The sequence below is a fragment of the Kocuria sp. p3-SID1428 genome (genome assembly GCF_025149945.1).
In the GTDB taxonomy this organism is placed as follows: Bacteria; Actinomycetota; Actinomycetes; order Actinomycetales; family Micrococcaceae; genus Kocuria.
Genome location: NZ_JALXVH010000063.1, coordinates 1 through 13932 on the forward strand (window position 1 = coordinate 1; position 13932 = coordinate 13932).

At 69.7% G+C, this 13932-nt stretch carries 12 protein-coding genes; 2 read left to right on the top strand and 10 right to left on the bottom strand.

The genetic code is table 11. The features are described from left to right. Window positions 1-54: 54 nt before the first annotated feature. From M3E84_RS11195 to M3E84_RS11240, 10 genes are all read right to left on the bottom strand, one after another. Complete coding sequence (locus tag M3E84_RS11195; RefSeq protein ID WP_259896280.1) at window positions 55-405, bottom strand: metal-sulfur cluster assembly factor; 351 nt, start codon at window positions 403-405, stop codon at window positions 55-57. A gap of 28 nt (window positions 406-433) precedes the next feature. Then, complete coding sequence (sufC, locus tag M3E84_RS11200) at window positions 434-1195, bottom strand: Fe-S cluster assembly ATPase SufC (RefSeq protein WP_259896282.1); 762 nt, start codon at window positions 1193-1195, stop codon at window positions 434-436. A 64-nt stretch (window positions 1196-1259) separates the two neighbouring features. After that, the gene (sufD, locus tag M3E84_RS11205; protein ID WP_396415618.1) at window positions 1260-2489 is read right to left on the bottom strand and encodes a Fe-S cluster assembly protein SufD; all 1230 of its coding nucleotides are present in this window, start codon (window positions 2487-2489) and stop codon (window positions 1260-1262) included. 97 nt (window positions 2490-2586) lie between these two features. After that, the gene (sufB, locus tag M3E84_RS11210) at window positions 2587-4038 is read right to left on the bottom strand and encodes a Fe-S cluster assembly protein SufB (RefSeq protein WP_311200473.1); all 1452 of its coding nucleotides are present in this window, start codon (window positions 4036-4038) and stop codon (window positions 2587-2589) included. A gap of 79 nt (window positions 4039-4117) precedes the next feature. Further along, window positions 4118-4855, bottom strand: a complete 738-nt coding sequence (locus M3E84_RS11215; protein ID WP_259896284.1) for a metalloregulator ArsR/SmtB family transcription factor — start codon at window positions 4853-4855, stop codon at window positions 4118-4120. Between the two features lie 293 nt (window positions 4856-5148). Then, complete coding sequence (locus M3E84_RS11220; protein ID WP_259896286.1) at window positions 5149-6216, bottom strand: heme A synthase; 1068 nt, start codon at window positions 6214-6216, stop codon at window positions 5149-5151. 134 nt (window positions 6217-6350) lie between these two features. Beyond that, window positions 6351-7163: an ABC transporter permease gene (locus M3E84_RS11225; protein ID WP_259896287.1), complete on the bottom strand. Its 813-nt coding sequence runs from the start codon at window positions 7161-7163 to the stop codon at window positions 6351-6353. Further along, a complete protein-coding gene (locus tag M3E84_RS11230; RefSeq protein ID WP_259896288.1) occupies window positions 7160-8164 on the bottom strand; it encodes an ABC transporter ATP-binding protein in 1005 nt (334 codons plus the stop codon). The genes M3E84_RS11225 and M3E84_RS11230 overlap by 4 nt, the downstream gene beginning before the upstream one ends. Beyond that, the gene (locus tag M3E84_RS11235; protein ID WP_259896289.1) at window positions 8161-9060 is read right to left on the bottom strand and encodes a dihydrodipicolinate synthase family protein; all 900 of its coding nucleotides are present in this window, start codon (window positions 9058-9060) and stop codon (window positions 8161-8163) included. The genes M3E84_RS11230 and M3E84_RS11235 overlap by 4 nt, the downstream gene beginning before the upstream one ends. A 125-nt stretch (window positions 9061-9185) precedes the next feature. Then, on the bottom strand, window positions 9186-10178 hold the full coding sequence (locus M3E84_RS11240; RefSeq protein ID WP_259896290.1) for a heme o synthase: 993 nt from the start codon (window positions 10176-10178) through the stop codon (window positions 9186-9188). A 335-nt stretch (window positions 10179-10513) separates the two neighbouring features. Between M3E84_RS11240 and tkt the strand changes: the two genes are divergently transcribed. Next, complete coding sequence (gene tkt, locus M3E84_RS11245; protein WP_259896291.1) at window positions 10514-12643, top strand: transketolase; 2130 nt, start codon at window positions 10514-10516, stop codon at window positions 12641-12643. 117 nt (window positions 12644-12760) lie between these two features. After that, on the top strand, window positions 12761-13867 hold the full coding sequence (gene tal, locus M3E84_RS11250) for a transaldolase (protein WP_259896292.1): 1107 nt from the start codon (window positions 12761-12763) through the stop codon (window positions 13865-13867). Window positions 13868-13932: the final 65 nt, after the last annotated feature.

A 13932-nucleotide genomic window follows, 5' to 3' on the forward strand; every position in this document is an offset into this window, starting at 1 on the left:
GCGCCGGGGCGCTGCTCATGCGCTGCCGGGCAGACGCAGCACGCGGACAGCGGATCAGATGTTGAAGCCCAGGGCCCGCATCTGGTCGCGTCCGTCGTCGGTGATGCGCTCCATGCCCCACGGCGGCATCCAGACCCAGTTGACGTGCCACTCGTCGACGAGCGGGCCGATGTTCTGCTCGACCTGCTCCTCGATGACGTCCTGCAGCGGGCAGGCCGCCGTGGTCAGCGTCATGTCGAGCTTGAGGGCCCCGTCCTCCATGTAGGAGGCGCCGTAGAGCAGGCCCAGATCGACAATGTTCACGCCGAGCTCCGGGTCGATGACGTTCTTCAGCGCGTCCTCGACCTCGGAGATCTGCGGAGCGCCCGCGGGCACCTGGCCCGCGTCGGCGGTCGTATCGGTCATGATGTGCTCCTCGTGCGGTCTCAGCGGGTCACTTGGCGGCGGTGACGTACTTGTCGTAGCCCTCGGCCTCGAGCTGCTCGGCCAGCTCCGGGCCGCCCTGCTCCACCACGCGGCCGTCGGCGAAGACGTGGACGTGGTCCGGGGCGATGTAGCGCAGGATGCGCGTGTAGTGCGTGATCAGCATGACGCCCATGCCGTTGGCGGCCTTGGCGCGGTTCACGCCCTCCGAGACGACCTTGAGGGCATCGATGTCCAGGCCGGAGTCGGTCTCGTCCAGCAGCGCCATCTTGGGCTTGAGCAGCTCGAGCTGCATGATCTCCATGCGCTTCTTCTCACCGCCGGAGAAGCCCTCGTTCACGTTGCGCTGGATCATCTGCGGATCCATCTTCAGCTGCGTGGCGGCCTCCTTGACGTCCTTGGTCCAGGTCCGCAGAGCGGGGGCCTCGCCGTCGACGGCGGTCTTGGCCGAGCGCAGGAAGTTGGAGGTGGTCACGCCCGGGATCTCGACCGGGTACTGCATGGCCAGGAAGAGCCCGGCCCGCGCCCGCTCGTCCACGGACATCTCCAGGACGGACTCGCCGTCCAGCAGGACGTCGCCCGAGTCCACGCGGAACTTGGGGTGCCCGGCGATGGTCGAGGCCAGCGTGGACTTGCCGGAGCCGTTGGGCCCCATGATCGCGTGGACCTCATCCGAGTTGATGGTGAGGTTCACGCCCTTGAGGATCTGCTTGCTGTTCTCGTCGTCCAGCAGGACCGATGCGTGCAGGTCCTTGATCTCCAGAGTGCTCAAAAGTCTCTCCTGAAATGGTGAAGGTGTGGGTGCCGTGATCGGCTCGTGCTTCGGTGGCGGGGCCTCAGGCGCCGCGCTCGACGTTGGCCAGCTCGGCCTCGACGATCTCGCGCAGGCGCTCCTCGATGCTCTCGTCCTCGATCTGCTGCAGGATCTCGAAGAGGAAACCGCGCACCACCAGAGCGCGGGCCTCGCGCTCCGGGATGCCGCGCGACATCAGGTAGTAGAGGTGCTCGGCATCCAGCTGCCCCGTGGTGGAGGCGTGGCCGGCGCCTGCGATCACTCCGGTCTCGATCTCCAGGTTGGGGATCGAGTCCATCCGGGGCCCGTCGTTGAGGATCAGGTTCCGGTTGAGCTCGTAGGTGTCGGTGGCCTCGGCGGCCGGGCGGATCAGGACGTCGCCGACCCACACGCCGTGGGCGCCCTCGCCCTGCAGCGCGGACTTGTAGGTCACGCGCGAGCGGCAGTGGGGCTGCGAGTGATCCACGAACAGCCGAGACTCGAGGTGCTGGCCGTCGTCCACGAAGGTCAGGCCGTACATCTCGACATCCGCGCCCGGGGCGCGGAAGCGCACCGAGGGGGTCACGCGCACGGTGTCCCCGCCCAGGGAGACGACCACGTGCTTGAACCGCGAGTCTCGGCCCAGGGACACGTGCTGCGCCGAGGCGTGCACGGTGCCCTCGTCGTCCCACTCCTGCAGCGAGACCACCGTGACGTTCGCCGAATCGGCGATCGCGAACTCCACGTTCTGGGAGACCACGGCCGAGCCGTGGTGGCGCAGCACGATGCGCGCCTTCGAGAACGCCTCGGCAACCACGACCAGGTGGGAGGCGGCCGGCTCGGGGCTGGTGCCCTCGATCTCGATCATCACGGTGCCGTCGATCTCGGCCTCGGCCGGGACCGTCACCACGGTGGCCTCCTGGAAAGCGGCCCAGGCGCTGGCGGAGAGGCGATCCTCGGGGATGCCGGCCGAGCCCACGCGGGAGTCGTCGCGGCCCACGGTCTCGACCCGCACGGCATCGGAGCCGGACACGCTCACCGCCGGGGCGGGGCCCGTCAGCTCCTCCGTGTGCAGGCCCTTGAGGCGCTTGAGCGGAGTGAAGCGGAAGTCCTCCTCGCGCCCGGTCAGCTCCGGGAAGTCCGCGAGGTCGTAGGACGCCTGACGATCGGCGCGAGAGGTGCCGGCGACCTTGGTGCCCTTGAGGCTGCCGTCCTCCTGCGAGGCGGACACGCCCATGGCCTGCTCCTCGGAGTCGACCAGGGCGGTGGCGAGCTTCTCGCCCTCCTGGGTCATCCCGGGAATGGCGATGCGCGCCTCATCGGTGCGCACGCCGTCGACCACGTCCTCCTCGGGAATGGTGGTGCCGGGTGCTGCGGCGGTGCTGGGCTTATCAGCCAACGGATCCCTCCATCTGCAGTTCGATCAGGCGGTTGAGCTCGAGCGCGTACTCCATGGGCAGCTCGCGGGCGATCGGCTCCACGAAGCCGCGCACGATCATGGCCATGGCCTCATCCTCGGGCAGGCCGCGCTGCATGAGGTAGAACAGCTGTTCCTCGGACACGCGCGAGACGGTGGCCTCGTGGCCCATGGAGACGTCGTCCTCGCGGATGTCGACGTACGGGTACGTGTCCGAGCGCGAGACGGTGTCCACCAGCAGGGCGTCGCAGACCACGTTCGACTTGGCGTGGTGGGCGCCCTCGCGGACCTGGACCAGGCCGCGGTAGGCGGAGCGCCCGCCGTTGCGGGCCACCGACTTGGACACGATCGACGACGACGTGTGCGGGGCGACGTGGACCATCTTGGACCCGGTGTCCTGGTGCTGGCCCTCGCCGGCGAAGGCGATCGAGAGGGTCTCGCCGCGGGCGTGCTCACCGGTCATGTACACCGCCGGGTACTTCTGGGTGACCTTGGAGCCGATGTTGCCGTCGACCCACTCCATGGTGGCGCCCTCGTGGGCGATCGCGCGCTTGGTCACCAGGTTGTACACGTTGTTCGACCAGTTCTGGATGGTCGTGTAGCGCACGCGGGCGTTCTTCTTGACGATGATCTCGACGTTGGCCGAGTGCAGCGAGTCGGTCTTGTAGATCGGCGCGGTGCAGCCCTCGATGTAGTGGACGTAGGAGTCCTCGTCGGCGATGATCAGCGTCCGCTCGAACTGGCCCATGTTCTCCGTGTTGATGCGGAAGTAGGCCTGCAGCGGGATGTCCACGTGGACGCCCTTGGGCACGTAGACGAACGAGCCGCCGGACCACACGGCCGTGTTCAGCGCGGCGAACTTGTTGTCGCCCACCGGGATGACCGTGCCGAAGTACTCCTCGAAGAACTCCGGGTGCTCGCGCAGCGCGGTGTCGGTGTCCATGAAGATGACGCCCTGGGCCTCCAGGTCCTCGCGGATCTGGTGGTAGACGACCTCGGACTCGTACTGCGCGGCCACGCCGGCCACCAGGCGGGAGCGCTCGGCCTCGGGGATGCCCAGCTTCTCGTAGGTGTCGCGGATCTCCTCGGGCAGCTCCTCCCAGGAGCCGGCCTGCTGCTCGGAGGCGCGCACGAAGTACTTGATGTTCTCGAAGTCGATGCCCGACAGGTCCGCGCCCCAGGTGGGCATGGGCTTGCGCTCGAAGAACTTCAGGGCCTTCAGGCGCAGGTTCAGCATCCACTCGGGCTCGTTCTTGCGCGCCGAGATGTCGCGCACGACGTCCTCGTCGATGCCGCGGCGCGCGGAGGCTCCCGCGACGTCCTTGTCGGCCCAGCCGTACTCGTACGTCCCGATGCCTTCGAGCTCCGGGTTCTTCTCCAGGATGTCGGAGATGGTGGTGTCGTTGGCTTGTGTCACATCTGTCACGACGGCCTCCTCTGGTGGTCTGCTGCCGATGCGGGCTCTGCCCGCTCGGCCGCGGTGGTTCGGATGGTGAGGGAAAGTCTCAGGCGCTCTCGGCGCTGCGAGGTGGCTCCTCGTCCCGGCGCTCGAGCGGCACATGCGTATTGCACACGTGCGCCCCGGAGGCCAGCGTGGACAGCCGCCGGATGTCGACGCCCAGCAGGGAGCCGATCATGCGGGTCTCGGCCTCGCAGAACTCGGGGTGGTCCTCGGCCAGCTCGAGCAGGGGGCAGTGCCCCTGGCACAGCTGCAGGGAGGCCATGCCGCGGCGCGCGGAGCCGACCTGCACCATGGTCGAGCTGGCTGCGTAGCCGTCTGCGGCCATCTGGCGCACGAGCGCATCCAGGCGGTCCTCGACATCGTCTCCGGCAGCCTCGACGGCCGGGCGGTACCGATTCTCGATGCGCTGCTGATGGCGCTGCACGAAGCCGCGAAGGGCCTCATCTCCGCCGAGCTCGCGCAGAGTGCGCAGGGCGTCGTCGGCGACCTCGAGGTAGTCGTTGCCCAGCCGCTCATGGCCCTCCGGGGCCACCACGTAGCGGCGGGCCGGGCGACCGGCTCCGGCGCCGGGGCGGCGCACCAGGGTGACCTCGATGAAGCGCTCGCGCTCCAGCGCGTCCAGGTGGCGTCGCACGGCGGCGGCGGTGAGGCCCATCTGCGCGGCGATCTCGCTGGCGGAGACGGGACCGGACTCCAGGACGGTGTTGAGGATCCGGGAGCGGGTGGTGGACTCAGAGGCGTCCTCGGCGCTTCGCGCGCCCCTGGCTTCCGTCTGGACCATGCTCGCACCGCCTCTCGTCGTCCATGGGGGGTCGAGATGACGACCCCGTGCAATACACAACTCCAGTATGTCCAAATTGATTCCGACTGCCTAGGAAGGCCACCCTCAGAAAGCTGGGACTGTGATCAGCGCCTCATCTGCTGTCCCGTCGAGCGGCGTCGCGGTGTGCGTCCGGGCCTATGACGGCACACGGCGAGGCCTCCTGATCTTGCGGAGAGCACGCAAGGGGCGCTGGATCGCGCTGTGGCGCGGACCAGCGGCCCCGTGTCGGCCGCTTCGGGATCGGTCGGCGCTCAGACGGCGACGGAGCCGCCGCGGCGCTCGGCCTCCGTCAGCACGGGGGCTTCGGAGGTGATGTGGAAGGCCTTCTCCACCGCCATGGCCACGACCGCCACGAACAGCGCCGAGCCGATCAGGTGCAGGGCGACGACCAGCACGGGCAGGCCGTTGAAGAACTGGTAGAAGCCGATCAGCGCCTGCAGGATCACCACGAGGCCCACGAGCTGCAGGGACCGGCGCACTGCCATGGGCCAGGTGCGACGGCCGATGAACAGGCCGACGAGCACCAGCGCCACCACCGCGTAGGCCGGAAGCGCGTGCAGCCGGGTGATGATCAGGGCATCGAAGGTGTGGCGCACGACGTCGCCCGCATCGCCGGCATGCGGGCCGGTGCCGGTGACCAGGGTGCCGAGGTAGACGCTCAGGGCGGCCAGCACCGCGAGGCCCCCGTGCAGAGCCCGGATCCGGCCGCTCTGCTCGGGCGCCTGCCCGGCCAGCTCCGCCCGGGCCACACGCTCGAGACCGAGACGTCGCGACCTGTTCACGAGCATTGCGGCCAGGGCGATCATGACGGAGCTGATGACGAAGTGGATGCCGACGACCCACGGATTCAGGCCTGTGAGCACCGTGATGCCGCCCACCACTGCCTGCACGGGGATGCCCAGGCCGAGCAGCAGACTCAGCACGAACAGCGATGGATGCGTGCGGATCATGCGCACGACGGCCAGGAAGGTGAGCACGGCCACGATCATCAGGACCCCGGTCAGCGTGCGGTTGCCGAACTCGATAATGCCGTGGAGGCCCATCTCCGAGGTGTTGGTCCAGGACTCATCGGTGCACCGCGGCCACGTGGGGCATCCCAGCCCCGAGGCGGTCAGGCGGACGAGTCCGCCGGTGAGGATCAGCAGCATGTTGGCCGCCAGCGAGGCCCAGGCGGTGAAGCGCACCCAGGCGTCGACCTCGCCTCGCAGGAAGAAGGCGATCGGCTCCCGATCGCCGCGCGAATCGGGGTCGGGGCCCGTCCCCTGCCGAAGGTCGTCGCCGAGGTCGGAGGCGGTCGGTGCCGAGGAGGGGGTGCTCACGTGCTCACGTCCAGAATCTGAAAAGGGGTCGATGCATGCGCGCCGGGGCGTGTGTGGGACTCGACGGGCGCCCCTTCAGTCTAGGCCTGAGGCCGGGCGGGCCAGGCACCGGGACGCCCGGTCGACGAGCGGTCTCAGCTCCAGCGGAACAGGCGGATCGCGGCCGCCCAGCTGAGCAGGCCCCACACCGCCAGGACGGCCAGGTGCAGCACCAGCGGCCCATGCCCGGTGCCGACCAGCACGATGCGCAGCGACTCCCCCAGAGCGGCCGACGGCAGCAGGGCAGCCGCCCAGCCGAGCACACCGGGAAGCGCGGTCGCCGGAGCCAGGGTGCCGCCTGCTGCGGCCAGCAGCACCCACAGCAGATTCACTACGGCCAGGGTGGCCTCGGCGCGCAACGTGCCGGCCACGAGCAGACCCAGTCCGGTGAACACAGCAGCGCCTGCCCCGAGGAGCAGCAGCGTGGCCAGCACCGACAGCGGCGCCGGCCGCCATCCCAGCACCAGCCCGATCCCGCAGATCAGCGCCGTCTGCACTGCGAGCACGGCCAGGATGGCCCCGAGCTTGCCGGCGATGAGCCCGAACCGACCCAGCGGCGTGGTGGACAGCTGGCGCAGCACCCCGTAGCGGCGGTCGAAGCCGGTCTGGATGCCCTGGCCGGAGAACGCGTTCGAGATCACCGACAGCGCCAGGACGCCGGGCACTGCCAGGTCGATCCTCTGGGCGCCGGCCGGCAGGACAGCGTCGAGCAGGTCCATCCAGGTCAGGGCGAAAAGGGCCATGACCGGCAGGATGATCAGCAGGAGCAGCTGCTCGCCGTTGCGCAGCATGGTGCGCGTCTCGTAGGCGGCCTGAGCCGCGACTCGCCTGGCAGCCGGCGCGGGCCGCGACGGCGCGGAAGGCGGCTGCTCGGAGGCGGTGCCGGTCATCTCGAGCCTCTCGGTCATCGGATCCGCCTTCCCGACAGCTCCAGGAAGACGTCCTCCAGCGAGCGGGGCTGGAGGCTCAGGGACAGGGGCAGCTCCCCGGTGGCGGCGAGCCATTGGCTGAGCTCGGACAGCTCCTGCGGGCGCACCGCACCGCTGATCACGATCCTGGATCCGTCCCCGCTGATCTGCAGATCCGGACGCTGGACGAGCTCGGGAGGCCGATGCGCCCAGCGCTGCTGCTGGGCGGCGGTGAGCTCCACCCGCAGGGCTCCCGAGCGGCCGTCGCCGTCGATCAGCTCCCGCACGGAGCCGCAGGCGCGGACCCTGCCCTCATCCACGATGACCACCTGATCTGCCAGGCGCTGGGCGTCGTCGAGCAGGTGGGTCGTGAGGATCACGGCGGTGCCGCTGCCGCGCAGTTCGCGGATCAGGGCGAAGACGACAGCGCGCGACTGCGGGTCCAGCCCGGCCGAGGGCTCGTCGAGGAAGACGATCTCCGGGCGCCCGGCGAGCGCTGCGGCCAGTGCGACGCGCTGGCGCTGCCCGCCGGAGAGCCTCCGGATGGGGGTCTCGGCGAAGGCTCCGATGCCCAGGCGCTCCTGGAGCTCGCGCTGCGGGACCGGGTCCTGGTACATGGCGATGATGTGGCGCAGGTACTCCCCTGCCTTGGCAGCCTGCGGCAGGCCGCCGTCCTGCAGCATCACCCCGGCGCGGGCGCGCAGGGCAGGAGAGGCGCCCCACGGCTGCTCCCCCAGCAGGCGAACGGTCCCGGAGGTGGGGCGCTGCAGGCCCTGTGCGCATTCGAGCGTGGTCGTCTTGCCCGCGCCATTGGGCCCCAGCAGTGCGGTGACCTCACCGTGCCGTGCCGTGAGGCTCAGGCCGTCGACGGCCCGCGGCCTGGCCTGAGGAGCCAGGGTCTCTGCGCTGCTGCGGGCCTGTCGACGCCTGCGGCGCGGCCCCGGCCCACGGCGCTGCGGGAACACCATGACCAGGTCCTGGATCTCGAGCGCTGCCGTCACTGCTGCATCTCCGCCCGCAGATCGCGCACGGCCGCGCGGATGCGCTCGCGGCTGGGCGTGCCCACCGGGTGCAGAGGCCGGCGCGGCGGTGCGGTGCGCATCCCGCAGATGTCGTTGAGGGCGTAGAGCGAGCTCAGCGGCCGCTCCCAGCGCAGCACCTCGATCAGCGGGGAGAACGCGCGGCGCCAGCGCTCCACGAGCTCGACGTCCCGGGCTGCCGCAGCCGCGCGGAAGGCCACCCACTCCCGGGGCAGCGCTGCGGCGAAGCCGGTGTGCCAGGCGATCGTGGCATCGGCGGCGCCCAGGATCAGCGAGGTCCCGGCGATCCCGAAGCTCGTCCCCGGCTCGGCCAGCTCCAGGAAGAGGTGGCGGCGGTTCTGCAGGGCGCGCTCGGTCTCGACCGTGTCCTTGAAGGCCACGACGCTGCTCAGATCGCTCAGCTCGGCGGCCAGGTCCACGGGGTAGACGAATCCGGTCGTCGAGGGGTTGTTGTCCAGGCACAGCGGCAGCGCGACCGAGGAGGCCACGGTCTCCACCTGATCGGCGATCTCCGGGGAGCGCAGCGCCACGTAGGACAGGGGGTTGAGCACCAGGCCGTCGGCCCCGGCGTTCTCCGCGTCCCACGCGAGCTCCAGGACGTCCTGGGTGGTCATGGCCGAGATGCCGGCGCCCACGGGGATCCCGGATCCGGCCGCGGCACGGACGGCCGTTCGCACCACGGTGGCGCGCTCCTCGGAGCTCAGGTAGGCGAACGAACCGGCGGTGCCCAGCACGCAGATCGCCTCCACTCCCGAGCCGACCAGGACCTCCACCTGGCGTGCGAGCTCTGCGAGATCCACGGCGCCGGTGGTGGTGAAGGGAGTGACTGGATAGGCGATCAGCCCGGAGAAGTCCATGCTGAGCGTGCTCTCGATTCTGGAGGGGATGGGTGGCTCCGAACGCCCCGGGGCGACTCGGGAATCAGCGCAGTGCGGCGGCAGGGTCGCCGCGGTGACTGCAGCGCCTCAAGCAGCCCGGTGCTTCACAGGATCGGTCCGCCGAGGAACGGATCCAGGGCCACGGCCACGAACACGAGGCTCAGATAGGTGATCGAGCCGTGGAAGACCTTCATGGCCTGGGTGGACGTGGGCTCGGCCTGGTTGGCCAGCCCGAGCAGGCGATGGCACTGCAGGAGGAACCATGCGCCGGAGGCCAACGTGAGCACCGCATAGACCCATCCGGCGCCGCCGACCGGCACCAGCAGCAGCGAGCAGATGACGGTGGCCCAGGCGTAGAGCACGACCTGGCTGGCCACACGGCCGTCCGAGGCGATCGCCCCGAGCATGGGGATGCCGGCGCGGGCGTAGTCGTCCGAGTACTTCATGGACAGCGGCCAGTAGTGCGGCGGGGTCCACAGGAAGATCACGGCGAACAGCACGACGGCCGGCCACTGCACCGTCCCCGTCACGGCGGCCCAGGCGATCAGCACCGGCATGCAGCCGGCGATCCCGCCCCAGACGATGTTCTGGCTGGTGCGGCGCTTGAGGATGATGGAGTAGAAGACCGCGTACAGGAAGATGGCCGCGGCCGTGAGCACGCCCGAGAGGACGTTGACCGCCAGGGCGAACAGGACCACGGAGGCGACCGAGAGGACCCAGCCCAGGACCAGGGCCTCCCAGTCGTTCACCACGCGGGTGACCAGCGGGCGCTTGGACGTGCGCTTCATCAGCCGGTCCGATTCGCGGTCGATGTAGGAGTTGAAGGCGCCCGCGGCACCTGCGGAGAGCGTGCCGCCCACCAGGGTGACCAGGATCAGCCAGATGCTCGGGAAGCCGCCGTTGCCGTGGTAGTGGTGGGCGAAGATCATGGTCGGCACCGTGGCCACGAGCAGCAGCTCGACAATGCGCAGCTTCATCAGCTGCAGGTACGCCCGCACGCGCTGACCCGGTGTGGTCCGCCCGCTCTCCCGACGCGCATCCCACGGATCCTGGGGACCGGTCGGTGCTGCATGCCTGGAGACCTGCGCTGAACTCACGTGAACTGACTCCCTGGAACGGTGACGGGGTCGACGACTCGGAAATGGACTCCCCGTCGTCCAGGCCGACCCGGGCCCGGAAGGAGTGTGCGCGGCGCCTGGCGGATGGCGTGCGACGGGGATGATCTGCTCAGTCTAGACCCTCATGGCCGCTCGCGCCGTGGCCCGCGACGCATCACCGACGATGCGACCGGAGTAGGCCTCGACTACGCCCTCAGGCAAACCACGGAATCACCCCTTCCGCTGACAGACGTGTGATCTAGGCTGGATCCACAACTCCGGCATCGCCGCACGTGCGAGCGGTGCCATGCACCCCGAGAAAGGACAGTGCGCCTGTGCCTCAGTCTGATCAGTCACTCACCTGGACCGATGTCGATCGCCGCGCCGTGGACACCGTCCGAGTGCTCGCCGCGGACGCCGTGGAGAAGGTGGGTTCGGGACATCCCGGGACGGCCATGAGCCTGGCCCCGGCCGCCTACCTGCTCTTCCAGAAGGTCATGCGCCATGACCCCAGCGATGATCGCTGGACGGGCCGCGACCGCTTCATCCTCTCCCCGGGCCACACCTCGCTGACGCTGTACATCCAGCTCTTCCTGGGCGGGTTCGGCCTGGAGATGAAGGACCTGGAGGAGCTGCGCACCTGGGGCTCCAAGACCCCGGGCCACCCGGAGTACCGCCATACGGCCGGCGTGGAGATCACCACCGGCCCGCTGGGCCAGGGCCTCTCCTCGGCCGTGGGCTTCGCCTACGCCCAGCGCTACACCCGCGGGCTCTTCGACCCCGAGTCCGCTCCGGGCCAGTCCCCGTTCGACCACCGCGTCTACACGATCGTCTCCGACGGCGACCTCCAGGAGGGCGTGACCTCTGAGGCGTCGTCGCTGGCCGGGCACCAGGAGCTCGGCAACCTCATCGCGATCTACGACCAGAACCAGATCTCGATCGAGGACGACACCGACGTCGCGTTCACCGAGAACGTCGCCGAGCGCTACAAGGCCTACGGCTGGCACGTCCAGACCGTGGACTGGACCGCAGGCGGCCCCAACGGCAACGAGTACGTCGAGGACGTCCAGGCCCTGCACGACGCCATCCGGGCTGCGGAGGCGGAGACCTCCGCCCCGTCGCTGATCTGCCTCAAGACGATCATCGGCTATCCGGCGCCCAGCAAGCAGAACACCGGCGGCATCCACGGCTCCAAGCTCGGTGCCGAGGAGCTCGCGGCCACTAAGAAGGTCCTCGGCTTCGACGCCGAGCGCAGCTTCGTGATCGAGGACGAGGTCCTGTCGCACACCCGCGAGCTCGTCGAGCGCGGCAAGGCCGATCGCGAGGAGTGGGATAAGGGCTTCGCCGAGTGGCGCCAGGCCCACCCGGACCGCGCCGAGCTCTACGACCGCCTGCGCGACGGCACCCTCCCCGAGGGCTACGCCGAGGCCTTCCCGCAGTTCCCTGCCGGTGAGACCGTGGCCACCCGCGCGGCCTCCGGCAAGGTCATCAACGCGATCGCCGACACCTTCCCCGAGCTGTGGGGCGGCTCCGCCGACCTCGCGGGATCGAACAACACCACGATCGAGTCGGCCAACTCGTTCAACCCGTCCAGCCGCACCACCAAGAAGTTCTCGGCGGACCCGTACGGACGCGTCCTGCACTTCGGCATCCGCGAGCACGCCGCTGCCGCGATCGTCAACGGCATCACCATGTCGTCGCAGACGCGCGCCTTCTCGGGCACGTTCCTGATCTTCTCGGACTACCAGCGCCCGGCAGTGCGCCTCGGCGCGGTCATGCAGGTCCCGTCGATCTACATCTGGACCCACGACTCGATCGGCCTGGGCGAGGATGGCCCCACGCACCAGCCGGTCGAGCAGCTCAGCTCGCTGCGCGGCATCCCGGGCCTGAACGTCGTGCGCCCGGCCGACGCCAACGAGACCTCGGTGGCCTGGCGGACCATCATGGAAACCACGCAGAGCCCCTCCGGCCTGGCGCTGACCCGTCAGAACGTCCCCACGTTCCGCCGCGAGGACATCCACCCGGACGGCGAGGGCGAGGCCTTCGCCTCGGCCGAGGGCACGGCCAAGGGCGGCTACGTCCTGGCCGACGCCCCAGAGGGCACGTCCCTGGACGTCGTCCTCATCGGCACCGGCTCCGAGGTGCAGCTGGCCGTGGAGGCCCGCGAGCAGCTCAAGGAGAAGGGCATCGGCGCGCGCGTCGTGTCCATGCCTTGCCGCGAGTGGTTCGACGCCCAGGACCAGGACTACCGCGAGTCCGTGATCCCCCGCGAGCTCACCGCACGCGTGAGCGTCGAGGCCGGCATCGCCATGTCCTGGAACGACCTGCTCGGCTCGAACGGCCGCGCTGTCTCGCTCGAGCACTTCGGCGCCTCCGCCGCCTACGAGCGCCTCTACAGCGAGTTCGGCATCACCGCCGAGGCCGTCGTCGAGAAGGCCCAGGAGTCCATCGCCGCCGCGAAGTGACGCCCCCGGTGACTGCGGGCGGTCAGCCGGCCGCAGTCACCGGCCCCAGCACGACCACGCAGCGTCGCCTGCACCGCAGACGCACTGACGATCCTTCGACATCACAGGAGCATCATCATGACTGACACCACTGCCAAGCTCTCCCAGGCCGGGGTCTCCATCTGGCTCGACGACCTCTCCCGCGAGCGTCTGAGCACGGGCAACCTGCAGGAGCTCATCGACACCAAGGACGTCGTGGGCGTGACCACCAACCCCACGATCTTCGCGGGCGCGCTGTCCAACGGCGAGTCCTACGCCGCTCAGGTCAAGGAGCTGACCGCCGAGGGCGTCGACGTCGATGAGGCCGTCTTCCGGATCACGACCGACGACGTCCGCGACGCCTGCGACGTCTTCGCCCCGATCGCCCAGGCCACCCAGGGCCGCGATGGCCGCGTCTCGATCGAGGTCGACCCCCGGATGGCCAACGACGCCCAGGCCACCTCGGAGATGGCCCAGCGCCTGGCGCAGACCATCGACCGCGACAACGTCCTGATCAAGATCCCGGCCACCGAGGCCGGCCTGCCCTCGATCACCGCCACGCTCGCCGAGGGCATCTCGGTCAACGTGACGCTGATCTTCTCGCTGGAGCGCTACCGCGCCGTGATCAACGCCTTCCAGACCGGTCTGGAGCAGGCTCTCGAGAACGGCAAGGACCTCGCCAAGATCCACTCGGTGGCCTCGTTCTTCGTCTCCCGCGTGGATGCCGAGGTCGACAAGCGCCTCGAGGCCATCGGCACCGAGGAGGCCACGGCCCTGAAGTCCAAGGCCGGTCTGGCCAACGCGCGCCTGGCCTACCAGGTCTACCAGGAGGCGTTCTCGACCGAGCGCTGGAAGCGCCTCGCCTCGGCCGGGGCCAACGCTCAGCGGCCGCTGTGGGCCTCCACCGGCACCAAGGACCCGTCCCTGCCGGACACGCTCTACGTGGACGGCCTGGTGGCGGCCGACGTCGTCAACACCATGCCGGAGAAGACCCTGAACGCCGTGGCGGATCACTCCGAGATCACCGGCGACACCATCACCGGCACCTACGAGGCATCCAACGCGCACCTGGACCGCCTGGCGGATCTGGGCATCGACTACAACGAGGTCGTGGATCTGCTCGAGAAGGAGGGTGTCGAGAAGTTCGAGGCATCCTGGGCCGAGCTGCTCGAGACCGTGCAGTCGGCGCTGGACTCCTCGCGCTGAAGCCCCCCGATCGGCTCGCGCCGCAGCGATGGTCGACGGGACCTCCCGTCACCTGTGGCGCCCGT

Coding starts and splice junctions, on each gene's coding strand:
- M3E84_RS11195 (WP_259896280.1), bottom strand. CDS start 405: ATGACCGATACGACCGCCGACGCGGGCCAGGTGCCCGCGGGCGCTCCG.
- sufD (WP_396415618.1), bottom strand. CDS start 2,489: ATGACCCAGGAGGGCGAGAAGCTCGCCACCGCCCTGGTCGACTCCGAG.
- M3E84_RS11215 (WP_259896284.1), bottom strand. CDS start 4,855: ATGGTCCAGACGGAAGCCAGGGGCGCGCGAAGCGCCGAGGACGCCTCT.
- M3E84_RS11225 (WP_259896287.1), bottom strand. CDS start 7,163: ATGACCGAGAGGCTCGAGATGACCGGCACCGCCTCCGAGCAGCCGCCT.
- M3E84_RS11235 (WP_259896289.1), bottom strand. CDS start 9,060: ATGGACTTCTCCGGGCTGATCGCCTATCCAGTCACTCCCTTCACCACC.
- tal (WP_259896292.1), top strand. CDS start 12,761: ATGACTGACACCACTGCCAAGCTCTCCCAGGCCGGGGTCTCCATCTGG.